This window comes from Pseudomonas sp. S1_G07 (assembly GCF_054668565.1).
Genome location: NZ_CP162778.1, coordinates 3,542,785 through 3,565,073, shown reverse-complemented (window position 1 = coordinate 3,565,073; position 22,289 = coordinate 3,542,785). Strand labels below are relative to the sequence as shown.

The 22,289-nt window shown below is 61.8% G+C and carries 20 protein-coding genes; 10 read left to right on the top strand and 10 right to left on the bottom strand.

What is annotated here, in order from left to right; genetic code table 11:
• Window positions 1-320 precede the first annotated feature (320 nt).
• On the top strand, window positions 321-1,004 hold the full coding sequence (locus AB4O05_RS16380) for a Crp/Fnr family transcriptional regulator (protein ID WP_460136589.1): 684 nt from the start codon (window positions 321-323) through the stop codon (window positions 1,002-1,004).
• Window positions 1,001-1,192 carry a protein DnrP gene (locus AB4O05_RS16375; RefSeq protein WP_460136590.1) on the top strand — a complete coding sequence of 64 codons (192 nt, stop codon included), beginning with the start codon at window positions 1,001-1,003 and terminating at the stop codon, window positions 1,190-1,192. Before AB4O05_RS16380 ends, AB4O05_RS16375 begins: the two co-directional genes overlap by 4 nt.
• Here AB4O05_RS16375 and AB4O05_RS16370 read toward each other — a convergent pair.
• The 4 genes from AB4O05_RS16370 to AB4O05_RS16355 form a co-directional block, all read right to left on the bottom strand.
• Complete coding sequence (locus tag AB4O05_RS16370) at window positions 1,186-3,027, bottom strand: VWA domain-containing protein (RefSeq protein WP_460136591.1); 1,842 nt, start codon at window positions 3,025-3,027, stop codon at window positions 1,186-1,188. The two genes, AB4O05_RS16375 and AB4O05_RS16370, sit on opposite strands and share 7 nt — an antisense overlap.
• Before the next feature lie 64 nt (window positions 3,028-3,091).
• A complete protein-coding gene (locus tag AB4O05_RS16365) occupies window positions 3,092-4,513 on the bottom strand; it encodes a cbb3-type cytochrome c oxidase subunit I (protein ID WP_460136592.1) in 1,422 nt (473 codons plus the stop codon).
• 3 nt (window positions 4,514-4,516) lie between these two features.
• The gene (locus AB4O05_RS16360; RefSeq protein ID WP_460136593.1) at window positions 4,517-4,957 is read right to left on the bottom strand and encodes a c-type cytochrome; all 441 of its coding nucleotides are present in this window, start codon (window positions 4,955-4,957) and stop codon (window positions 4,517-4,519) included.
• A gap of 124 nt (window positions 4,958-5,081) precedes the next feature.
• Complete coding sequence (locus AB4O05_RS16355; protein ID WP_460136594.1) at window positions 5,082-5,990, bottom strand: LysR substrate-binding domain-containing protein; 909 nt, start codon at window positions 5,988-5,990, stop codon at window positions 5,082-5,084.
• A 213-nt stretch (window positions 5,991-6,203) separates the two neighbouring features.
• Here AB4O05_RS16355 and AB4O05_RS16350 point away from each other — a divergent pair, with 213 nt between their 5' ends.
• The gene (locus AB4O05_RS16350) at window positions 6,204-6,602 is read left to right on the top strand and encodes a helix-turn-helix domain-containing protein (protein ID WP_460136595.1); all 399 of its coding nucleotides are present in this window, start codon (window positions 6,204-6,206) and stop codon (window positions 6,600-6,602) included.
• Window positions 6,603-6,660: 58 nt separating this feature from the next.
• Window positions 6,661-9,423: an ATP-binding protein gene (locus AB4O05_RS16345; RefSeq protein WP_460136596.1), complete on the top strand. Its 2,763-nt coding sequence runs from the start codon at window positions 6,661-6,663 to the stop codon at window positions 9,421-9,423.
• Here AB4O05_RS16345 and AB4O05_RS16340 read toward each other — a convergent pair.
• Together AB4O05_RS16340 and AB4O05_RS16335 are read right to left on the bottom strand one after the other, a co-directional pair.
• Complete coding sequence (locus AB4O05_RS16340) at window positions 9,370-10,893, bottom strand: winged helix-turn-helix domain-containing protein (RefSeq protein ID WP_460136597.1); 1,524 nt, start codon at window positions 10,891-10,893, stop codon at window positions 9,370-9,372. The genes AB4O05_RS16345 and AB4O05_RS16340 overlap by 54 nt on opposite strands.
• Before the next feature lie 95 nt (window positions 10,894-10,988).
• Window positions 10,989-11,939: a GlxA family transcriptional regulator gene (locus AB4O05_RS16335; RefSeq protein WP_460137568.1), complete on the bottom strand. Its 951-nt coding sequence runs from the start codon at window positions 11,937-11,939 to the stop codon at window positions 10,989-10,991.
• 181 nt (window positions 11,940-12,120) lie between these two features.
• Here AB4O05_RS16335 and AB4O05_RS16330 point away from each other — a divergent pair, with 181 nt between their 5' ends.
• The 6 genes from AB4O05_RS16330 to AB4O05_RS16305 all read left to right on the top strand — a co-directional run bounded on the left by AB4O05_RS16330 (window position 12,121) and on the right by AB4O05_RS16305 (window position 17,563).
• On the top strand, window positions 12,121-12,843 hold the full coding sequence (locus AB4O05_RS16330; RefSeq protein WP_460136598.1) for a pirin family protein: 723 nt from the start codon (window positions 12,121-12,123) through the stop codon (window positions 12,841-12,843).
• A 145-nt stretch (window positions 12,844-12,988) separates the two neighbouring features.
• Window positions 12,989-13,453, top strand: a complete 465-nt coding sequence (locus tag AB4O05_RS16325) for a phage infection protein (RefSeq protein WP_460136599.1) — start codon at window positions 12,989-12,991, stop codon at window positions 13,451-13,453.
• Window positions 13,454-13,843: 390 nt separating this feature from the next.
• Window positions 13,844-14,572 carry a winged helix-turn-helix domain-containing protein gene (locus tag AB4O05_RS16320; RefSeq protein WP_460136600.1) on the top strand — a complete coding sequence of 243 codons (729 nt, stop codon included), beginning with the start codon at window positions 13,844-13,846 and terminating at the stop codon, window positions 14,570-14,572.
• Window positions 14,565-15,260 carry a YuxH family protein gene (locus AB4O05_RS16315; protein WP_460136601.1) on the top strand — a complete coding sequence of 232 codons (696 nt, stop codon included), beginning with the start codon at window positions 14,565-14,567 and terminating at the stop codon, window positions 15,258-15,260. Before AB4O05_RS16320 ends, AB4O05_RS16315 begins: the two co-directional genes overlap by 8 nt.
• A 31-nt stretch (window positions 15,261-15,291) precedes the next feature.
• Complete coding sequence (locus AB4O05_RS16310) at window positions 15,292-15,942, top strand: winged helix-turn-helix domain-containing protein (RefSeq protein ID WP_460164750.1); 651 nt, start codon at window positions 15,292-15,294, stop codon at window positions 15,940-15,942.
• 229 nt (window positions 15,943-16,171) lie between these two features.
• Entirely contained in the window at window positions 16,172-17,563 is a 1,392-nt protein-coding gene (locus tag AB4O05_RS16305; protein WP_460136602.1) for an undecaprenyl-phosphate glucose phosphotransferase, read from the top strand.
• Between the two features lie 49 nt (window positions 17,564-17,612).
• Here AB4O05_RS16305 and AB4O05_RS16300 read toward each other — a convergent pair whose 3' ends face one another.
• From AB4O05_RS16300 to AB4O05_RS16285, 4 genes are read right to left on the bottom strand one after another with little or no spacing between them, the layout of a single operon-like run.
• A complete protein-coding gene (locus AB4O05_RS16300) occupies window positions 17,613-19,688 on the bottom strand; it encodes a YjbH domain-containing protein (RefSeq protein ID WP_460136603.1) in 2,076 nt (691 codons plus the stop codon).
• Window positions 19,685-20,452, bottom strand: a complete 768-nt coding sequence (locus tag AB4O05_RS16295) for a capsule biosynthesis GfcC family protein (protein ID WP_460136604.1) — start codon at window positions 20,450-20,452, stop codon at window positions 19,685-19,687. The genes AB4O05_RS16300 and AB4O05_RS16295 overlap by 4 nt, the downstream gene beginning before the upstream one ends.
• The gene (locus AB4O05_RS16290) at window positions 20,449-21,108 is read right to left on the bottom strand and encodes a YjbF family lipoprotein (RefSeq protein WP_460136605.1); all 660 of its coding nucleotides are present in this window, start codon (window positions 21,106-21,108) and stop codon (window positions 20,449-20,451) included. The genes AB4O05_RS16295 and AB4O05_RS16290 overlap by 4 nt, the downstream gene beginning before the upstream one ends.
• A gap of 12 nt (window positions 21,109-21,120) precedes the next feature.
• The gene (locus tag AB4O05_RS16285; protein ID WP_460136606.1) at window positions 21,121-22,233 is read right to left on the bottom strand and encodes a polysaccharide biosynthesis/export family protein; all 1,113 of its coding nucleotides are present in this window, start codon (window positions 22,231-22,233) and stop codon (window positions 21,121-21,123) included.
• Between the last annotated feature and the right edge of the window lie 56 nt (window positions 22,234-22,289).

Below are 22,289 nucleotides of genomic sequence, written 5' to 3'. Positions count from 1 at the left end.
TCTCCCTTCAGGACTGCGACCATCTTGCGCCGATACCTGTGCACTGCCCTTGTCGTAGATCAAGTCGCGTCCCGAGCCAAAAGACTACCCTTTGCGCAGGAACGAACGTGTTGTGGCAGGGCCGCTTTGAACCCCAACGCCAGCAAGCCTGTTCGCCGCAACACGTTCGCGCCTGCCATTTTGACCGTACTTGGAGCCCTCATGAAAAATGCCTATGTCCCGCTCGCCTGGTTTGTGATCCTCGGCTCCATGCTGGCCGCCGCCAGCGGCCTTTCGCTGGTGCTGGTGTGAACGCTCCGCTGATCGTCCGGGAGCCTGGTATGGTCTTGCATCGCGTGCATCACCAGATCCTGCGCAGCCATCACTTGTTCGAGCCGCTGAACGAAGAGGAACTCAACGCGTTGATGGGCAGCAGCCAGTTGCTGAGCATCGACAAAGGCGCCCCCCTGTTCCGCCAGGGTGAACCGGCCGATGCGTTTTACTTTGTGATCGCCGGTGCGGTGAAGATCTACCGCCTGACCCCCGACGGCCAGGAGAAGGTCTTCGAGGTGATCGGCGAACGCCAGACCTTCGCCGAAGCGATGATGCTGATGGACACCCCCAACTATGTGGCGTGCGCCGAAGCGGTGTGCCCCACGCAGTTGTATCGCCTGTCCAATGCCACCTACATGCGCCTGCTGCAGAGCAACAGCCGCCTGACCTTCGCGCTGCTGGGCAAGTTGTGCGTGCGCCTGCACCAGCGGGTCAACGAGATCGAAACCCTGTCGCTGAAAAACGCCACCCACCGCGTGGTGCGCTACCTGCTGACCCAACTGATGCACCTGCACAGCGACGCCTGCCGTTTCGAATTGCCCATGGCCAAGCAGTTGATCGCCGGGCACCTGTCGATCCAGCCGGAAACCTTTTCGCGGATTATCCGCCGCCTGATCGACGAAAAAATCATCACCCAGGACGGTCGCCAGATCGCCATCCTGGACCGGCCGCGCCTGGAACAATTCGAATGAAAACCTGCCTGTATTGCCAGCACCGCAACGCCGACATGCGCGAGGATTGCGCGGGCTGCGGTACCGCCCTGCCCGGCTCGGAGGCCAGCCTGCAAGCCCGTCGGCTGCGACGCTTCCAGTGGTTCTGCCTGAGCCTGACGCTGTTTTGCATCGCGATGTTCTTCTGGTTGCCGCGCGACTTCTACTGACGTTCGGTCAATTGCCGATACAGCTGCGGCAAGCGCAACGGCAGTTGCTCCGGCTGGCGGATCAGGGTGAACCCATGGGCACCGAACATGTACGGCAGGTACTCCCCGGCCTGTTTGTCGATAGTGATGCAGAACGGGATCAGGCCCTGGCGCCGCGCCTCCACCACCGCCTGGCGGGTATCCTCGACACCGTAGCGGCCCTCATACAGGTCCAGGTCATTGGGTTTGCCATCGGTCAGTAGCAGCAACACTTTGCGCCGCTGCTTGCACGCCCCCAGCACGTGGGCGGCCTGGCGAATCGCCGCGCCCATGCGCGTGTAGTAGCCCGGCTTGAGCGCCTGGATACAGCCACGCGTGCGGTCGTCATAGGCCTGTTCGAAGCGTTTGAGCGGGTGCAGGCGCACCTGATGCCGGCGCAGCGACGAAAACCCATACAGCGCAAACGCATCCCCGAGCCCCGACAGGCTTTCACCGAACAGCAACAGGCTGTCGCGGATCACATCGATGACTTTTTGCGTGTCGTTCAAATGCGCGTCGGTGGACATCGACAGGTCCGCCAGCAGCAGGCAGGCCAGGTCGCGGCGGGTGTGACGCTGCTCCAGGAACAGGCCGCGCTCGGCACAGGCGCCGTGCTGGCGTTGGGCACGGAAATCCACCCAGGCTTGCAGGTCGAGTTCCGCGCCCTGGGGTTGCCCGCGCTGCCATTGGCGCTCGGTGCGCAGTTGCTGGAACTGGCGGCGCAAGCGCTGGGCCGGGCCCTGCAAGCGGGCCGGCAAGGGTTGCGGGGCATCGCTGCGCGGCTGCATCAGTTGCAGGTTGACGAAGTTCTCCCGCAGGCGTTGTTGGCGGTAATCCCACTCGGGCAACTTGATCCCTTCGCCAAGGGGGATGTCATCGACGTCGGCCGGTGGCAGGTCCAGGTGCAGCTTCAAGCCGCCGCTCTTGCGCACGCGCTGGCGCGACAGGCTCAACTGGTCGAGGTCTTCGGCGACGCGGGCGGCATCCGGGTCGTCACTGTCGTCGCACCAGCGATCAAGATCGACCTGTTCGCTCCAACTGAACAGATTCTCCAGGCGCACCACCAACAGGCCGCCGTCGCGGCTGTGCTCATCGACCCGGTTCGCGCGCTTGGGCGCGCCTTGCTGCTCGCCGGGGCGGGTGGCCAGGTCGTCGCCCTCTTCGTCGGTGTCCATGGCCTGGGGCGTATCCAGGTGCAACGCGGGGTACAGCCACAACGGCAGCGGCCAGGCGGCCCGCTCGCTGCGCGGTAAATGATGCACGCTGCCGGGCTCGCGCAGCGCCTTGCGCAAGGCATTCTCCAGGGCGGCTTCAGCCGGTTTGAGGCTGGCCGGCTCGGGGCGCAGGGCAATATGCGCGCTCACCAGGCGTTGATAGCTGGGCAGCATGGCCGGGTAGCGTTGCAACAGCAGCCAGGTCCAGCGCTGGTTATCCCGGGCCCAGTGGCTCATGGGGCCGGCATGCGCGGCCAGCAATGCCAGCCAGCGGTACAACTCCAGGTTCAACGCGGCGCTGGGAAACACCGCCAGGCTTGCCGGCAGACGCAGGCGATTGCCATCGCAGGAGGCCAGGGATGCCTGCTTGCAGGTGCCGGCAATGCGCATCAGCAGGTTGCGGCGCAACAACAGGTCACGCTCACTGGCGGCCTCCAGGGCCACTGCGCGGGCACCGCCCAAGGCGCGAAACAACACGGCCAGGCTGCGCTGACGGTCGACCAGGTCGACCCGCGCGGTCGGGAAGTCGGCACTCGCGCGCCGGGTGATAAAGCGGTGCCAGGTACTGCCGACCCACTCTTCCAATTCAAGGGTAAAGGCCATGTGACGTGCTCCAACGGTAGAACGGCCCGCGGTACTCGCCGGGCCGCCTGCCTGGGGTTGACCATCAATACACAATGGGCGCCGGCGCACCGGCCACACTGCGCGGTTGGTGGAAGCTGCACAGGTAGCAGAGCAGCCCCAGCAGGAACACCACGCCACTGGCCAGACGCGCCCAGAACAACACCTGCAGTTGCTCCACCGTGGCCATGAACGGCAGCGCCATGCCGTCCACCGGCCAGCGTTGCAACCACACCTGTACAGCGCCCGCGGCGGTGAGCAACAGGGTAATCATCACCATCGACAGCACCATCATCCAGAAACCCCACACTTCAATGGTCTGCGAGCGCGCGTCGGGCGCTTCACCCAGGCCGCGCAGGCGGGGCATGGCATAGCTGATCAGGGTCATCACGATCATCGCGTAGGCGCCGAAGAACGCCAGGTGACCGTGGGCCGCCGTGAGCTGAGTGCCATGGGTATAGAAGTTGACCGGTGCCAGGGTATGCAGGAAGCCCCAGACCCCGGCGCCGAAGAACGCGGTGACGGTGGTGCCTTTGGCCCATAACGTGGCCGCACGGTTGGGATGCTGGCGCCGACGGCGCTTGACCATGGTAAAGGCGAACATCACCATCGCCAGGAAGGGCAGCGGTTCCAGGGCCGAGAAGATCGAACCGACCCACAGCCAGACTTGCGGCGCGCCGATCCAGAAAAAGTGGTGACCGGTGCCGATGATCCCGGTGATCAAGGCCATGGCGATGATCACGTACAGCCATTTCTCCACCACTTCGCGGTCGACGCCGGTGACCTTGATCAGCACGAAGGCCAGCATCGAGCCCATGATCAGCTCCCACACGCCTTCGACCCAAAGATGCACCACCCACCACCAATAGAACTTGTCGCGCGCCAGGTTGCCGGGGTTGTAGAACGAGAACAGGAAGAACACCGCCAGGCCGATCAGCCCGGTCATCATCACCATGCTCACCGTGGTCTTGCGGCCCTTGAGCAGGGTCATGCCGATGTTGTACAGAAACCCCAGGCACACCACCACGATGCCCATCTTGGTGATCGTCGGTTGTTCGAGGAACTCACGGCCCATGGTCGGCAGCAACTCGTTGTGGGTCAGCTTGGCCAGCGCCGCATAGGGCACCAGCAGGTAGCCGAGAATGGTCAGCACCCCGGCGGCGGCGAACACCCAGAACAACACAATCGCCAGCCTGGGGCTGTGCAGTTCGCGCTCGGCTTCCTCGGGCACCAGGTAATAGGCCGCGCCCATGAAGCCGAACAGCAACCAGACGATCAGCAGGTTGGTGTGGACCATCCGCGCCACGTTGAACGGAATCAGCGGGAACAGAAAGTCGCCCACCACGTATTGCAGGCCCATGATCAGGCCGAACAGCACCTGGCCGACAAACAGCATCAGCGCAAACACAAAGTACGGTTTGGCCACGGCCTGGGATTGGAATTTCAGATAGGGGTTGGTGCTGCGCATGGCTCAGCCCTCCTTGTTCGGTGGCCAGTTATTGGTGTCGATCTTCGAGCTCCATTTGAGGAACTCGGCCATGTCATCCACTTCCTGGTCGCTGAGGTTGAATTGCGGCATGGCCCGACGCCCAGGCACACCCAATGGCTGCATCTTCATCCAGGCGTGCAGGAACGGCTTGAACCCTTCTTCACCGCCCCGGCGCTTGAACACGTTGCCCAGCTCCGGCGCAAAGTACGCGCCCTCGCCCAGCAGGGTGTGGCAGCCGATACAGTTGTTGCGCTCCCACACGCCCTTGCCGCGCACGACCGACTCGGTGAGCTGGTCGACGTTGCTGCGCGCGGGAAAGGTTTGTTCGGTGTGATAGGTCAGGGCCAGGAAAATCAGGAAGAAGAACACGCTTCCCCCGAAGTAGATATTCCTGGCCATGCCTTTGGTGAAGGTCTCTGACATGCTCGCTTCCTCATGGCTTGGCGAGGCTCATGATAGGAAGGCAAGGAGGCAAAACGGCTTGATGGCGATCAAGAAATGTTGATGGTTTTGGTCGGGTATACAGCCGCCGATAACAGCGCCAGGGTCAGAGCCTGCGCGCCATATGCTCACCGATGCGCGCCCGCAACCAGCGCTCTGCCGGGTCATTGTCATGCACCCCGCTCCACACCATCGACAGCTCCGCCGCATCGATCGCAAACGGCGGGTCCTCGGCCCGTAGCGACGTGCCCTCGGTCAGCGCACATGCGGCATAGTCCGGCACCGTGGCTATGATCTGCGTACCCGCCAACAGCGCCCGCAACCCGCTGAACTGCGGCACCGCCAGCACCACGCGCCGTGCACGGCCGATACGGGCCAGGTCCAGGTCGATGTTGCCGCTCAGGTCCCCCGAGAACGACACCATCGCATGGGGGCGCTGGCAATACTCGTCCAGGCTCAGCGGCGCCACGCCATCGTCGCCGCGCAGCACCTTGCAGGGAATGTCGCGCAGCTTCTTGCGTTTGGCATTCGCCGGCAGTTCGGTGGTGTAGCTCACCCCCACGGTAATTTCACCACTGGCCAGCAACGACGACATCAGCAGGTAATTGGCGCGGCGCACCACCACGATGATGCCCGGGGCTTCTTCACGCAGTTGGCTGAGCAAGGGCGGGAACAGGCCGAATTCGGCGTCGTCGGACAGGCCGATGCGGAACACCGCACAACTGGTGGAGGGGTCGAAATCCTTGGCGCGGCTGACCGCGCCTGAAATGGTGTCCATGGCCGGTTGCAGTTCCTTGAGTATGGCCACGGCGCGTGGCGTGGGCTCCATGCCGCGACCGTTGCGCAACAGCAACGGGTCATCGAACAGATCGCGCAAACGGCCGAGGGCCGCACTGACCGCCGGCTGGCCCATAAAAAGCTTTTCGGCGACCCGGGTCAGGTTCTTCTCGAACATCAGGGCTTCGAAAATGACCAGCAGGTTCATGTCGACGCGGCGCAGATCGTTGCGGTTCATGGCGGTATCCAAACGGTTTGCAAGCCTTTAGAGAAGCACACCCGCCGCTGTTTCCATTGCATATCTGTGCTGTCTTTTGCGGCCACTTTCGCGTTTACACCTGGCAAAATTAACAACGATTAACTCGTCAGCCAGACGCCCGGCGCCAAGAATGAAGCGGTCAACACTGCATCCATTCACCGGGAACGCTCCCATCGACTGCGGACATCCGTCATGGCCCGATCTGAGTACCGTGCACCCCGCTTAACCGCCACCGGCGGCCTATGCCCCCGGCGCGAACGTATCGCCAAGCAACTGATTCTCGCCAACCTTGGCGAAAGCCTGGCCATCACCGAGCTGGCCCAGGCCTGCGCGCTGTCACGCAGCCATTTTTCCCGCGCGTTCAAGTGCACCACGGGGTTATCGCCCCAGGAATGGATTCGCCAGCAGCGCATCCAGCGCGCCAAGGAGCTGATCACTCAGTCCCACCTGAGCCTGACGCAAATCAGCCTGGAGTGTGGTTTCTGTGACCAGGCGCATTTCTGCCACATATTCACCCGCAGCGAGGGCGTCAACCCGATGACATGGCGAAATCACCAATTGCGTCACAAGCCTGGGGAGATCGCTGCCTAGTGGTCCGGGCAGGTCTGCACTATGCTGACGGCGTACCTTACCCGGAGCATGGCCGCCCATGAATGACCTCAGCGACCAGGCCGTGCAGTTCGGCCCGTACCGCATCCACCCGCGCCAACGCCTGGTGCTGGAGGCCGGTCGCCCGCTACGTCTGGGACGCCGGGCGGTGGAGATCCTGCTGATCCTGCTGGAGCAGGCAGGCAATGTGGTGAGCAAGCAGGAGCTGATCGCGCGGGTCTGGCCCAAAAGCGTGGTCGAAGACGGCAACCTGCGGGTGCACATGGCGGCGTTACGCAAGGCCCTGGGCGACGGCCAGGCCGGGCAGCGCTATATCGTCACGGTGGCCCAGCGTGGCTACAGTTTTGTTGCGCCACTGAGCATCGAACCGATGACGCCCCCCACCGAAGGCGCGCCCCAGAGCCCGTGTCACAACCTGCCGCTGCGCCGCACTCGCATGCTCGGCCGCCAGGCCCTGATCGACAGCCTGGTGCAGCACCTGCCCGAGCAACGCTTCATCACCCTGACCGGTGCCGGCGGCATCGGCAAGACCACCGTCGCGTTGCGTGTGGCGGAATTGCTGATCGGCCACTACCGCGACGGCATTCGCCTGCTCGACCTGGCGCCCCTCGGCGCACCGTCGATGATCCTGCCCAACCTCGCCGCCCTGCTCGACCTCACCCACAGCGAACATGAGCCGCTGGCCACCTTTGCGCGCCGCTTGCAGGAGCGCCAGCTGCTGCTGGTGATCGACAACTGCGAACACTTGCTCGATGACATTGCGCTGATCAGCGAAACCCTGCTGCGCCACGCGCCTCAATTGCACATTCTGGCCACCAGCCGCGAGGCCCTGCGGGCCGAGGGTGAATGCGTGCAACGCCTTGAGCCCCTGGCCTGCCCGCCCGCCACCGGTAACCGTGCCCAGGCCCTGGGTTACCCGGCCCTGCAATTGTTGATCGAACGCGCCATGTCCCATCAGGACAGCTTCGAACTGAGCGAAGCCGAGTTGCCCCTGGCCATTGATATCTGCCAGCGCCTGGACGGCATTCCCCTGGCCATCGAGCTGGTGGCGGCGCAGATCGAGCGCTTCGGTTTGCCAAGGTTGCTGGTGCAGATGGAAGACAACTTTCGCTTGCTCACCCGCGGCCGGCGCAGCGCCCTGCCCCGTCACCAGACCCTGCGCGCGACGCTGGACTGGAGCTTCGCGCTGCTCACCGCGTGCGAACAAATTTGCCTGCGGCGACTGGCAGTGTTTCGGGGCGGGTTCAGCCTGGCCAGCGCGGCGGCGGTGATCGCCGGAGACCAGGTCGCACCGACCGAGGTGCCGGGGTCGATCACCCAACTGGTGGCCAAGTCGTTGCTGACGGTGGAGGTCGGTGATGACGAGATGGTCTATCGCCTGCTGGACATCACCCGCACTTATGCCCTGGAAAAACTCAGTGTCGCCGATGAACTCGACGCCACCCGTGAACGCCATGCCAACCGCTGCCTGACGCTGATCGACCAGGCACAGAACGAATGGGAACATACCGCCACCCAGCCGTGGATCGAGCGCTATGCGCCGCTGCGTGAAGACGTGCGCGCCGCGCTCGATTGGGGCCTGGGCGACCGGGGCGTGCACCTGCTGGGGATTCGTCTCACGGTCAGCGCCATGCCGTTGTGGCAGGAGCTGTCGCTGCTGCGCGAACACGGGCTGTATGTGGGCAAGGCCTTGGCACGCCTGACGCAATTGCCCGCACCGAGCCAGCACTTGAACATGGCCTTGCAATTGGCGCTGGGCAGCTATGCCTATCACACCCAGGGCGGTACGCCGCAGACCCTTCAGGCCTTTGCCGAGGCGCGCCGCCTGGCCGAGGCCGGCAAGGATCTGGGCGGCCAGTTGCGCGCGGTGTCGGGGCAGATGGCGGTTAACCTGTGTGGTGGCAACTACCGCGAGGCCCTGGCCCTCAGCCTGCATTTCGACCAGCTGGGGCCCCAGGCCGAACCGTTGCGGGGCCTCAGCGCCCAACGCCTGCAGGTACTGGCGCAGCACTTCGCCGGGCACCAGGCGCTGGCGCAGCACAATGCCGAACAGGCGATCCAGCGCATGGCCCAAAGCGGCCACCTCAATCGCTTTACCCACGGTTTTGGTGTGCAGTACGACCAAAGCGTGGCCTCGCTGACCATCCTCGCGCGCATCCTCTGGCTGCGAGGATTTGCCGACCGTGCGCAGCGCACCGCGAGCCAGGCGTTGGCGTTGGCCTTGCAGATCAACCATGGCACGTCGATCTGCTACACCCTGGCCCTGGCCGGCGTGGTCATCGCGCATTACAACGGCGATACGCTGGCGGCTCGCGAGCAGTTGGACCTGCTGTTGCAGCAGGCGCAAAAGCATTCAGTGCAACTCTTCCACACCTGGGCGCAATGCTACGAAGGCACGGCTCGGGTCGAGGGTGTGCAGGGCCTGGGGCTGGTCCGCGACATCCTGGTGACCTTCAATGCCCTGGCCGTGGATGACGCACTGTTCGAGCGCGCCCGGCACGGTGCGGCCGGCTGGTGCACACCTGAGATCCTGCGTGTGCGCGCCGAAGCCATGCCCGATACCCGTGCGGCCGAAACCCTGCTGCTCCAAGCCCTGGGCCTGGCGCACCAGCAAGGCGCGCTGGCCTGGGAGCTGCGTTGCGCCACTTCACTGGCGCGCCTGTGGCAGGCGCAAGGCCGCGTAGCGGCGGCCAGGGACCTGTTGGGTTCGGTCCATGGGCGCTTTACCGAAGGCTTTGCCACCCAGGACCTAGTCCGCGTACGCCGCCTGCTCGACGAGTTGCAGGACAAACGGCCGGCCTGACAGCGGCCCCAGGTAATGCCCATAGCCCTGTTGCAAACGTGCCACCTGCCGTGGATCGCGCAGGTGCGCCAAGGCGTAGCTGCGCACGCAATTGAGCAGGCGGTAGCGCGCAGGGCCGGGGCCGGGTTCGAGGGCCAGCAGCGAGGTGCCGACCAGGCGCGTCAGCAAGTGAGACAGATCGGCGTGCTCCAGCTCCGTGTTGGCCACCAGGTCGCTCAAGGTCGGCAAGGACACCGCCGCCTTGAACAAGCTCATTTGCAGGAACAGCCAGCGCTCGGGCAGGCTCAGGCGCTCGTAGGTCCAATCCAGGGCGGCCGCGAGGGACTGATGACGCTCCACGGCGGTGCGTCGACCACGGGTCAACACCTGCAAACCGTTGCGCAATTGCGCCTGCAACCCGCGCACGCCCAGGGCATCGACCTGGGCGGCCGCCAATTCGAGGGCCAGGGGAATGCCGTCGAGGCGTAGGCAGATATCGCGCAACGGCGCCAGGTCCTGCCGGCGCAGCACAAACCCTTGTTGAGCGGCGCAGGCCCGGGCGACGAACAGTTGCACCGCCGGCCACGCCATCGCCTGCTCGACGCTGCCCAACGCCAACGGTGTCGGCGCGGCCAGGCGTGGCACGCACAGCACCCACTCGCCTGGGGCCTGCAAGGCTTCACGGCTGCTGACCAGCACGCTGACCTGGGGCGCCTGTTCGCGCAGCACCCGCAGCAGATGCCGGCAGGCGCCCAGCACCAGGTCGGCGCCGTCGAGCACCAGCAATAGCTGACGCTTGGCTAATTGCCGACACAACTGCGAGGCGCCGCTGCCCGGTTCAAGGTGCAGTGCGCCGGCCACATGGCAGAGCATGGCGGCCGGCGTGGTCACGGTGGCCAAGTCGACCCACCACACCCCATCGCGGTAGCGTGGCAACACGCGCTCGGCCAGCGCCAGGGCCAGCGTGCTTTTGCCCACGCCGGCGCAACCGGTGAGGGTCATGAGCCTGTGCCCGGTCAACCGTCGCGCCAGCGCGCCGAGCAGTTCATCACGGCCCAGCATCGGACTGAGCCGCGCGACCAGGTTGTGTCGGGGCGCCAATGCCTGCGGCGGGGCCTGCAGCTTGGCCGCGAAACAGTAGCCACGCTGAGGGTCATTGAGGATATAGCGTTGCCCATCGAGGGCACGACGCAGCGCGGCGATGTGCACCCGCAGGTTGCTCTCTTCCACCACGCTGCACGGCCACACCCGCTCGATCAGGGTGGCCTTGCTGATAAATTGCCCTGGCGCCTCCAGCAGCACGGCGAGGATGTCCACCGCCCGCCCGCCGAGCGGTATCGGCCACCCAGCCTTACTGACCAGCCGCTGCTGGCGGTGAAAGGCATAGGCACCGAAACGCATGGTGCCCTGGACGTCAAGCGCCTGAGGCTCGTTCATGTCTGTCATAGCGCTGAAACGCCCGGCCTTGGGCATCCGCGCATCCTTTTCCATGGGCTTGAGGCTATCTTGCCAGCTACCCGTAACAGGGCAATGCTGGCACGCGGAGCGATACGGCCAATCGGGGGCGCCAGACGGACATCCTGTCGTTAACTGAACTGCTGTCGGTATTGGGTCGGGTTAAGGCCGAGTTTTTCGCTGAATAGAAAGCGCATATGCCGCACGCTGCCGAAGCCTGCGTGGAACGCCACGGTCTTGAGCGGCAGGTCGGTGGTTTCCAACAGTTGCCGGGCGCGGTCGATGCGGGCACCTTGCAGGAAGGCCATGGGTGTCATCTGCACCTCCCTGGCGAACAGCCGGGCAAAGTGACGAGCGCTCATGCCGGCCAACTCGGCCATGGACTCGATGGTCAATGGCTGGTCCAGATGGGCCAGCACATGGTTCTGCACGCGGGTGATCGCGGTTTCATGGGGGGCCACGGCGGCCGTCATCGGGCTGAACTGCGCCTGCCCGCCCTGGCGCTTCATCACCACCAGCAGCACCTTGGCGACTTCCACCGCAATGTGCTTGCCATGGTCCTGGGCGACGATGGACAGCGCCAGGTCGATACCGGCGGTGATCCCGCCCGAGGTAATCAAGCGGCCATCCTGCAGGTAGATGCGATCGGTCTCGACGATGGCCTTGGGAAACGCCTTGATCAACCGCTCGGTGTAGTGCCAGTGAGTGGTCACGCGGTGCGCGTCGAGCAGCCCGGCATGCCCCAGCACAAACGCACCGGTGCAGATCGAGCCGAAACGCCGCGCCCGTGGTGCCGCGGCCCTGAGCCAGGGCAACAGCGCAGGATGGCATTCGTTATAGGCACCGGGGCCGCCGGGCACCAGTAACAGGTCGTAGGCATCCTGGGCCTGGTCCAGCAGCACGTCGACCTGCACCATCACCCCGTTGGAGGCGCGCAACGGGCCAGGCTCGGTGCCGATGGTGAGGATCTGATAATGCGCCGCCGCCGGCAGGTAGCGGTTGGCAATCGAAAACACTTCGAGCGGCCCGGCCATGTCGAGCAGCAGGAAGTCCGGAAAAAGCGCCATGGCCACGGTGTTCATACGGGAAACGTCCATCGAAGAGAAAGAGGCGGCGGGCATTATGGCACGCCTTTTATTGTCCACCCCATAGAGACAGTTATTCAGATTTCAGCTTCTTAATGAATATTCGAGTAACCAGTAATCTTCTTCTCAACGCCAGCGCCCTGCATCTCGCAGCCCGCGCTCACTTGAGGACACCACCATGCTGACCCTTCGCAAAGCTTCCGAACGCGGCGCCGCCAATCACGGTTGGTTGAAGTCGTTCCATACCTTCTCGTTCGCCAACTACTGGAACCCGCAGGAACAAGGGTTTTCCGACCTGCTGGTGATCAACGATGACCGCGTCGCCGCCGGTAAAGGCTTCGGCCAGCACCCGCACCGCGACATGGAGATCTTCTCCTATGTGCTCGAAGGTGCCCTGGAACACAAGGACACCCTGGGCACCGGCTCGGTGATTCGCCCTGGGGATGTGCAACTGATGAGCGCCGGCAGCGGCGTGGCCCACAGTGAGTTCAACCACAGCCAACGCCTGGGCGTGCACTTCCTGCAAATCTGGATCGTGCCCGCCGTGGCCGGTGCCGAGCCACGCTATCAACAGGAGCACTTCAGCGAGGCGCAGAAACGTGGGCGCCTGCAGTTGATCATCTCGCCGGACGGTGCCGACGGCTCCCTGAGCGTGCGCCAGGACGCACGGGTGTATGCCGGGCTGTTCAACGGTGACGAAGCCGCCACCCTCGACCTGCCGCCGGACCGCCATGTGTACATCCATGTGGCCCGGGGCAGCGTAGAGATCAACGGCCAGTACTTGCAGGAAGGCGACGGTGCCCGCGTGCGCGATGAGCGGCACATCCACGTGGGCCAGGGCCAGGACGCCGAGGTGCTGGTATTCGACCTGCGCCCTCACGAGCTGCCGCAGATGCCTTGACCAGCTCGGCGATGGCCCGCTGGAACGGGCCATCGCTGGCGTCGATAGTCACCATCAGCGCAATGAAGTTCTCTTAAAAAATGCAACGCGTAACATCAAACCCATACCCGGCAACACCTACTTAAAACACTTGGAGCACACACTCATGAAACGCCAAATCTTGCTTAGCCTCGCTTTCTCGGTACTCGCTGCAAACGCATTTGCTCATCCCGTCGTGGCTGAAGGCGGTGCGGATCGCCTGATTGACAGTCGTGTTGCCGAAGGCGGTGCGGATCGTCTGATTGACAGTCGTGTTGCCGAAGGCGGCGCGGATCGTCTGATTGACAGTCGTGTTGCCGAAGGCGGTGCGGATCGTCTGATTGACAGTCGTGTTGCTGAAGGCGGTGCGGATCGTTTGATTGACAGTCGTGTTGCTGAAGGCGGTGCGGATCGTCTGATTGACAGTCGTGTTGCCGAAGGCGGTGCGGATCGCTTGCAGGAACGTGGCCTGGCTGAAGGCGGTGCAGAACGCTTGCAGGAACGTGGCCTGGCCGAAGGCGGTGCAGAACGCTTGCAGGAACGTGGCCTGGCCGAAGGCGGTGCAGAACGTCTGCTGAGCACCCATGCTTGACCCGCATTGTTCGCGGGGCACCCCAAACCGGCCTGATCAGCCGGTTTTTTTTCGTCTGTGAGAAACTGCACACCGTTGGATTCAGTCTCGGGCAAGGACATGGCTTCACAGTGGCGACGCACTGTCTTCGCCAGAGAGCCGGTTCACACCGTGAGCCAACAAAAAAATCGTTGGGGCTAAAATACTTATCGAGCATTAAAATTTTGCACTAGGATATGTGTAACTCCGTAGAACCCCTGCGCAACAACCGCTTAGTACCTCCCCTCCGCACGTAAAAATCAAGTGCCAAATGTTAAAATTTGTCACGTTTTATCGTAATCAATTCGATTAGTATCTAAACGCCACCAGCGTTTGTACTGACGCGTTGCATGCCGGAAAAGGGAGTAGGTTATGCATTTTTCCAATGTCCTTGCTATTGCACGGACTCAATCGAAATCGGAGGGCTTTCGGGAGCTTTTAGTTCGCACTGTAGCGAACGATTTAAAAGTCGATACGCGCTGCTATGGTCAACTAATTGACGATCAAGAAATTGACGCTCAATACCGCGCAATTATTATAGAAATTGACACCCCCTCCGCCAGTGATCAAAGCCTCGACATCATAAAAAGAACTCGAGCTGAAAACCCTGGCTGCACAATTTTTGTTGTGGTCACTTTTGCTTCCACCTTGAGCAAAACAAAATATTATTTGGCCGGTGCGGATTATTGCATAAAGGTGAGTGATACTTCTCCGGAAGGAAAACTCAGCCTGTTTGATGCCTTTCTCAGTGAAAGCGCTCGGCTCAATCAGTGTGGCCTGGTGCTGGATCAGGATCGCATGTGCATTTATGGCAATGGAAAGAAGTTGGAAATATCCTTCGTTGAAATGAAAGTACTCGACGCACTCATCCAGAACAGGTTACTCAGCCACAACGAGATTGCCAGTGTCATGGGGCTTAATACCAAGTACTACGACTCTCGGGCACTTGAAAAGTCCATCAGCCGTCTGCGCGGTAAAATCAAAGCGCACTACGGTGAAAATTTGATCCAGAACATTCGCGGTTATGGCTACAAACTCAATCGCGGACTTATTTGCGCCAACCCTTTCCACCCCGTCAACGAGCGGTCGAACAGTGAATAGCGAACAAGCATCCGCCCTACATGCCACTGACATGCAATTTGCCCGGCAAGCCATCGTTGATCGTCACCATGGGTTATGGGCCTGTGAATACAGTGTCTTGGGTGGCGTTAATGGCGAGCCACTGGAAAACGCCAGCCTTGAAATCTTGCAACGTATGAACCCAAGGCGCCAAACATCCGGCGTCAAAGTTAATCACAAGTTTCTACGCATCGGTCAATCGGCCTTGATGAATGATGGACTTGTCAAGGCGATCATTCAGACCGCGCACGCATTGGAACAGCACCGGCAGCCATTGACCCTGAGCCTCGACAACCCCCTGGACGCCCTGCCCGGCCCGCTGGAGCGCCGGGCGATGGTACGTCAACTGTATAAGCTCAAGGACCACAGTGATATCACGCTGGCCTACAACAACTACACACTCGATACAAAGCTGACGGACTTGCTGGCCGACCTGAAGTTATATGACTATATAAAAATGCCCTTCCCGGATTCCGCCCTCCGACTGAGCCTGAATATGCGCTCCAGCCTGTTTGATCGGCTGTATGACCGTATGTTGGAACTGATCAGTAATACCCAGGTGCACTTTATCGCCGACCATATAGAGTTTGCCGACAGCGCGTTGCTGGCCAAAAACTTGCCGTTCGAATACTTTCAGGGCGGCTATTACTCCCCCGCTGACTGCCTATAACAACTGCATTTTCCTGATATCGGTGGATATGATGAGTTCTCTCAAGAAATACGCCTTTACCCCAACCCTTACAGCTATAGCACTGCATGACTTCACCCCCAATGCGGAGCTTTTCCATTACGACATGAACGCCCAAGCGGCGGATGCTCATCCGCAGCTCAACGCAAGCGACAGGCCCGAGGCCCACCTGCGTTTAAATACCTATTTCATTACCCACTCCCTTAGCTTGCCTTCACAAGGATTCAACGCCACGCGGCAAGAATCCAGGGCGTCAACGCCAACCCCCAACGCACCTGACAGCCCCCCCGATAACCGCGCCCGCACTCAGGAGATAAGCACCGAGCGGCCGCAACTGCATCCACAGGATTTCTGGCTGCTGACCCAACATGACCGCACTCTGGTCAAAGGTGGGCTGCGCATTTCTCTGACCACCATTGAATCTGCGCTGATTAAAAAGATGTTGCACCATGAAGAACGCGTGGTCAGCAAAGAAGAGTTGATTCGTAATATAGGCCGCGAACCCGAGTTATATCGTGGCCTGGAAATGTGCTTGAGCCGGCTGCAAGAAAAGTTCAGACGGGTCAACGACGGTGAGCGCCTGTTTCGTGCGGTCAGAAACCGTGGTTATTGCCTGACGCAAAAAATAAAAAAGCCGATCGAGCTTAATCAACCGCGTCGTTAAACAAAAAAAAGAGCTTATCACTCACCCCAACTATTACCATACATTTGTACCTGCCCTTTTATAACATTCCTCGCCAACAATAAGACCCTGGACTTGTTATAAGTCGTCAGCCACTGCTTCCTGCCGTTCATTACTATCAATAGGTACGCGCCTGCGCGTGCCTATTGTTATTTCGGACACCCCCTTAAACCCTGCCACCATGTGTGTGGTCACCACCGGGAGCAGAAGTATGCTTAATAACACTAGAATGCATCGAAACCTGACCCCCAGGGGTTTGACGTTCTGGGGCCAATGGACACTTGCATCGGGCATGACCGTTGCGCTGTTATTCAGTTTGGTTATCTTAAAGACCGGGCAGCTGGAATATCACTACCGTGTACTCGCCGCAATGACCATTCTGGCCTCCCTTCCGGCATATACGCTGTGTGATGTATACAGTAAAAAAGATGACTATGCCGTGGGCCTCGCACGCTTGCTCATGGGCTGGTCATTGACCATGGGAATCGTGTTTGCCGTAGGGGTAACATGCAACGCAAGTTCATTATTCCCACTCGAAACTTTATTGCTTTGGGCGGCGGTCAGTTACCCGCTTCTGGCACTGGCTTATATACCCTTACATAGTCTGTCACGGCACTACCACCGCCAACTTCACCAGCGCCAAAAGTCACTGATTGTGGGCACCGGCAAACTGGCCGTGGACCTGGCCAAAACCCTCTCACGGCAAAAGCGTTCGCCCCTGGTCGGGCTCGTCGGCAGCCCCAGCGATGCCACCGCGGACGCGCCCGCCGAGGTCCTCGGCGAGCTGCCGCAGCTACCGCAGCTGATCAGGCAGCACGGTATTCGCCGGCTCTACATCACTCATTCATTGCAGGAAGCCACGCACATCGAGGCGTTGTACCTCAACCTGCTGGATATCAGCGTGGATGTGATCTGGGTGCCCGACCTCAATAACATGCTGCTGCTCAACCACTGTGTGGCCGAAGTGGACGGCCTGCCGGCGATCTACCTCAACGAAAGCCCGCTCACCAGTCGCCCCACCGCCGCGTTGAGCAAGTCACTGCTGGACAAGAGCCTGGCCCTGCTGGCGATCATTGTGCTCAGCCCGGTATTGTTGCTATTCGCCCTACTGATCAAGCTCACCTCGCCCGGCCCGGTGATCTTCAAGCAGGACCGCCACGGCTGGAATGGCGAGGTGATCAAGGTCTGGAAATTTCGCTCGATGCGTGTGCATGACGACCACGAAGTGCGCCAGGCCAGCCGTAACGATTCACGCATCACCCCGGTGGGCCGGTTTATCCGGCGCACTTCCATCGACGAATTGCCGCAACTGTTCAACGTGTTGCAAGGGCATATGGCCCTGGTCGGCCCTCGGCCCCATGCGATCGCGCACAACGACTACTATTCGGGCAAGATCCGCGCGTACATGGCACGTCATCGGATCAAGCCTGGCATCACCGGCCTGGCGCAGGTCAACGGCTGCCGAGGCGAGACTGAGACCCTGGAGAAGATGCAACAACGCGTCGACATCGACCTGCGCTACATCAATACCTGGTCGCTGTGGCTGGACATCAAGATCCTGCTGAAGACGCCGTTTACGCTGCTGTCCAAAGATATCTACTGAACGCTGTGTGGCGAGGGAGCGTGCTCCCTCGCCACGGCAAACGCCCCTCTCACTCCGTGATCTTGCCGATGTTCTGGTAGAACAGGTCACTGTCGCGCCCATCGGTCATCGCATGCAGTGAATAGGCACGATTCAAGCGTGCGCCACCATCGCGGGTCAGCGGCGCCCATACCAGGTTGGCGCGGCGCAGGGTCGACAGGCTCATCAACTCATCGAATGGAATGGACAGGTACAAGCCCTTGTCGAAGCTGCCTTCGCCAAAATCCTGCTTGGACACGTTGGTGCGCGTGACCCACGCGCCGATCCGTACGCCGTTGCTCAATTGCCGCGACACGTCCAGCGTGGCCCCCCAATCCCTGGCCAGGTAGCGGCCGACACTCAACGCCCCCTGAAGGTTGAACGGCAAATCGGTATAAGCGGTGATATGCCCGGTGACGGTGCGGTAGTCGCGCAGGCTGAAATCCTGCTCGAAACCGCGCTGGCGCACGTAGTTGAGGTCGGCGCCCAAGGCCCAATGCTGGTTCATGGGACGGTACAGCACCTCGCTGCCGACACCGGCATACATCGACTCCAGCAAGCCACCGTAGACCATGCCGTAAAGGTCCTGGTCCAACTGCAGCGCATGGTTGACCTGAAAAGTCGGCAGGGTCACATCCGACGTGGTCATGTACTGACGCAAGTCGGTGCGCACTCGCGGCAAACCGCTGGGGGCGTCGTAGGTGAAGCCGTTGTAGTTGTTGAGCAGGTTGACGCTGAGCAAGCCACTCCACCAGGTGTTGCGGGTAAAGCGGTACTCGGCGTCGAGGTCGGCGGAAATCTGGTAGAGCAAGCCATCCGGGCCGCCGACGTTCTGCTTGTAGCCCAGGCCCACTCCATAGCTCAACGGGGTGGGCGGCTGGGTATAGAGCACGGTCTGCGCGGGGTTGCTGGGGCGATTGACCTCGACCTGGCGATGCAGGTCCTGCAGGTCTTCGCGCTGGTTGACCACCTCGCGGAAGGTCTGGCGCGGCACGCTGGTCTCTTCGATCGGCATGGCATAGCGCTCGTCCACGAGGGTGAACCAATCGATCTGGTCATTGACGCTGTTGTCCAGAATGCGGCTGGCCCGGCCTACCGCCTTGGCACTGTAGAAATAACGCTGCTGTTCGCCATACACCAACAATTCAGGCCCGCGCTGGGCAATACGCCGCACGTTGTAGCCGGCATTGTCGTGCAGGCGCCTGGAGACGTCAGCCCAGTCCACCTGGTCCATCGGCGTGGTCGGCACCTTGGCCGGCAGCTTGGGCGCCGGCGGGTCGTAGGTTTTCACCGGTGCCTTGCGGCTGACAAAGTTGGTGTGCAGGGTGATGCCGAACATCGCCGTATTGCCGCGCTCCCAGGCAGCACTCACATCGACCGAATCGGCGAGTTTGTAGACCATGCCGATGTTGACCGGCGAATCCTGGCGAAAGCGATTGCCACGGGGTTCGTTCTGGTAGTCGTTGCCTTCCACTTCCAGCTTGAGACTCAGCGGCGCCCAGGGTGTCTGGTAGGCAACGCCGCCAAACAGGGCGGGCCGACCGCGAAAATAACCGTTGGAAAAACTGCCGGAGCCTTCAGCCGCAGACCGTTTGTTGAACCGATCATCCAGGGCGCCCAGGGGGTTATCGAGATCACCGCGACTGCCCAGATAGCCCCAGGCGATGCCGGCGCTGAAATCCAGATCATCGTAACGCTTGTTCGCCACCAGATACTCGCTGGAAAACAGCCCGGTGCCACCCACGTCCAGAAACCCCAGCGCCACTTCGGGCAGCCAATGGCTTTCCTGATACAGGCGCACTTTGGCGTCTACCGCCTTGTCCTTGTAGCTCTGGCTGCCGCTGAACGATTCGGCGCCATAGCGGCGGTTGGTGATGGCCGTGTAGCGAAAGGTGCCCTCCAGCCAGTCCAGCGGCTGCAGCGAAAAACTGTAGCGGCTGTAAGGCTCGGTACGGTTGGCGTTGACGCTGAATTCGCCAGTGGAGGCCATGCGCGCGGTGGGGGTTTGCAGCAGCCCTACGCCGCCAAAATCGCTTTGGGTGTAACGGGGATCGCCATGCACGACGCCACAGGGCACCAGCAGCACGGCCGCAAGACATAATTTCAAGGCGTGACCTCAGCCGGGGGTTGGGTGGCAAGAAACTCGGCCAGTTGCTGATTCAGTTCAGGCGTGGGCGGGTCCAGGTCGTCGCTGCGGATCGGCACCAGCAGTGTGCTGCCCGGTGCGGGTGGCGCGCCGTCCTCGCGGTTCCACGGGGCGATGCCCAGGCGCGTGACGCGGCCGTCGGGCTGGATCAGCCACAGGTAATCGGCGTCCGCCTGCGCCGATGGCGGGCAGGCGCGCAGGTAATCAGCGGCCGCGCGCAGCGGTTGGAACGCCAAGCTGCAGGCTGTGGTGACAGCGCCCAGCACGCGCACGGTGGTGGGCCGTGGCGGATAGATCAGGCGGTCGCCGTCGCTGACCGTGGGGTTAGGCGCAAAGCCGACTTCCACCGCCACCGGGTCGAGCACCGTCAACTGGCGGCCGGTCACCGGCAAGGCCAGTACCTGTTGATACAGTTGTGCCGCTGTGCGAGCACGGCCTTCGCGCCCGGCGGCCAAGGCGGCACGCTGCAAGATGTCGAGGTCAAACAGTACGCCGGCCTTGAGCCGCGTCTGGCGTTCCAGCAGCGGCTGGTGCAACCACGCCGCGCCGAGCCAATAACCCTGGGCATCCGGCTGCGTCGCACTGATCACATCCAACAGGCGCGTCTCGGGTTGCAGTGCCAACGCACCGGGGTAGCGCACCTGGCCGCTGACGGTGATGGCGGCCTGGCACACACTGGCGCAGCTGCACAGCAGCACCAGCGCGCCGAATCTTCGAGCGGTCATGGGGCGTCCTTGCGGGTAGGTTGCAGTTGGGTAATGGTCAGGCTCAGGCTGGGGGTGAGGTGCTGCTCGCTGTGCACGATAAAACCGTCATGGGGGTCGACCCAGTAACGGTTGCGCGCGTGAAAGCCCAGCGCTTGAGCCTCAATGTCTTCGTCCACCCGCAGCAAGGCGTAGGGTTTGTTCAGGATCTGGAGCGTCTCCATGCCCTTGCGGGTCAGGCGACTGGTGACGACGATGCCCAGGCGATACCCGTCCACCAGATCGATCCGGCGCGTGCTGCGATAGCCATCCGGCACACGGTGCAGCCCCTGCTGGAACGGCGACTGGCCGTCCCAGTACGTGCCGTCGATGTCGACCCCCAAGCCGACCGTGCGCACCACCAGGCCGTCGCGCACCAGCAATACCTGCTTGCCGGACGCCACCCAGAACTGCAGGTCGCCGCGCTGGCGAATCAGCGCCATGACCCCTTCGCTGGACAGCGTGGTGACCTTGATCTGGGGAAACGGCACCGCGTCCACCTGGGCCTGGGTCAGCGCCAGCGGCTCAGGCCCGGCCACGGCGGCCTTGAAGGTGGCGAGGGAGGCCGTCATCAGCGGATTGCAGCCGCACAACAGCCACGCCAACCCCGCGTAAGTAGCGGTTTTCAGACTGTTCACGCAGGTTCCACCTTATCGGTTGCTGGCTTCGCTCAGGTTGTTTTGGGTGGAGGCACCAATGCCGATGATCGAAGCGGACGGCAACAACTGACTGATAAAGCGGTTCCAGCGCGTGATCGTGGCCGGGCCGACAAACACCACGTCCTGGGGTTGCACATCAAAGCGTGTGGCCAGGGCCATGGCCGCAGGGGACGCGGCTTCCAGTTTGAACACCTTGGCCGGCTGCACATCAATGTTCTGCGCACCGCGAATCACATAGATGGCGTCGGCATTGGAGGTGTTCTGGTTCATCCCGCCCACCGAGCCGAGCACGTCGGAAAGGTTCATACTGCGGGTCTTGAACGTCAGGGCGCGGGGCTGAATGACCTCGCCCATCACGTAGATGCGCTTGCGGTCGTTATAAGGCAGGTACAGCTGATCTCCGTCCTTGAGGTAGATATCATTCACACGCGACGGCTCAAGGTTGAGGGTGTCAAGGTCAAGGGTGTAGCGCTTGCCGTCACGGGTCAGCGTGAGGTTCGACAGATCGGCATTGAGCGGGTCGATACCACAAGCGGCGACGGCTTCCATCACGCTCATCGGGGTGCTGGTGATCGGCACCGGCCCCGCCTTGATCACCGCGCCGGTCACCACCACGCGCTGGCTGGCAAAACGCAGCACGCTGACATCCACTTGAGGGCTGTCGATGTACTGGCGCAACTTCTCGGTGATTTCGATACGCAATGCCGCCAGGCTCCGTCCCTTGGCGACCACTTCGCCGACATACGGATAAAACAGATTACCGTCCGGGTTGACCAGCCGGCCGTTGGCGTCAATCTGCTGCTGCGGCCCCGAGGGCGCGGTCAGTTCAGGGTGATCCCACACCGTGATATACAGCGCATCATTGGCGCCGATCAGATACGGGCCGGGTTTATAGCTCAACAGTTCCGGCGCGATGGAATAAGGCACTTGAGCGGCCGCGTCCATGGCCAATAACTTCGGCGTAATTGGAATTAACTCAACTCGACTACTTTCAGCACCACCCTGCTCGGTCATGGCCGCCGTATCCATATATTGACCGGGGGCAAACATGCAGCCTTGCAATAAGGCAGCCGTCACGGCGGCCACAGAAAAAATGCGCATCATAGTGTTAGGACACTCGCGATAAACGATAAGAAAAAAAGACCACCTGGGCGGGGATT

What these genes read in the sequence shown, in the direction of transcription:
- AB4O05_RS16380 (WP_460136589.1), top strand. Translation starts at nt 321, where the DNA reads ATGGTCTTGCATCGCGTGCATCACCAGATCCTGCGCAGCCATCACTTG.
- AB4O05_RS16375 (WP_460136590.1), top strand. Translation starts at nt 1,001, where the DNA reads ATGAAAACCTGCCTGTATTGCCAGCACCGCAACGCCGACATGCGCGAG.
- AB4O05_RS16370 (WP_460136591.1), bottom strand. Translation starts at nt 3,027, where the DNA reads ATGGCCTTTACCCTTGAATTGGAAGAGTGGGTCGGCAGTACCTGGCAC.
- AB4O05_RS16365 (WP_460136592.1), bottom strand. Translation starts at nt 4,513, where the DNA reads ATGCGCAGCACCAACCCCTATCTGAAATTCCAATCCCAGGCCGTGGCC.
- AB4O05_RS16360 (WP_460136593.1), bottom strand. Translation starts at nt 4,957, where the DNA reads ATGTCAGAGACCTTCACCAAAGGCATGGCCAGGAATATCTACTTCGGG.
- AB4O05_RS16355 (WP_460136594.1), bottom strand. Translation starts at nt 5,990, where the DNA reads ATGAACCGCAACGATCTGCGCCGCGTCGACATGAACCTGCTGGTCATT.
- AB4O05_RS16350 (WP_460136595.1), top strand. Translation starts at nt 6,204, where the DNA reads ATGGCCCGATCTGAGTACCGTGCACCCCGCTTAACCGCCACCGGCGGC.
- AB4O05_RS16345 (WP_460136596.1), top strand. Translation starts at nt 6,661, where the DNA reads ATGAATGACCTCAGCGACCAGGCCGTGCAGTTCGGCCCGTACCGCATC.
- AB4O05_RS16340 (WP_460136597.1), bottom strand. Translation starts at nt 10,893, where the DNA reads ATGGAAAAGGATGCGCGGATGCCCAAGGCCGGGCGTTTCAGCGCTATG.
- AB4O05_RS16335 (WP_460137568.1), bottom strand. Translation starts at nt 11,939, where the DNA reads ATGAACACCGTGGCCATGGCGCTTTTTCCGGACTTCCTGCTGCTCGAC.
- AB4O05_RS16330 (WP_460136598.1), top strand. Translation starts at nt 12,121, where the DNA reads ATGCTGACCCTTCGCAAAGCTTCCGAACGCGGCGCCGCCAATCACGGT.
- AB4O05_RS16325 (WP_460136599.1), top strand. Translation starts at nt 12,989, where the DNA reads ATGAAACGCCAAATCTTGCTTAGCCTCGCTTTCTCGGTACTCGCTGCA.
- AB4O05_RS16320 (WP_460136600.1), top strand. Translation starts at nt 13,844, where the DNA reads ATGCATTTTTCCAATGTCCTTGCTATTGCACGGACTCAATCGAAATCG.
- AB4O05_RS16310 (WP_460164750.1), top strand. Translation starts at nt 15,292, where the DNA reads ATGAGTTCTCTCAAGAAATACGCCTTTACCCCAACCCTTACAGCTATA.
- AB4O05_RS16305 (WP_460136602.1), top strand. Translation starts at nt 16,172, where the DNA reads ATGCTTAATAACACTAGAATGCATCGAAACCTGACCCCCAGGGGTTTG.
- AB4O05_RS16295 (WP_460136604.1), bottom strand. Translation starts at nt 20,452, where the DNA reads ATGACCGCTCGAAGATTCGGCGCGCTGGTGCTGCTGTGCAGCTGCGCC.
- AB4O05_RS16285 (WP_460136606.1), bottom strand. Translation starts at nt 22,233, where the DNA reads ATGATGCGCATTTTTTCTGTGGCCGCCGTGACGGCTGCCTTATTGCAA.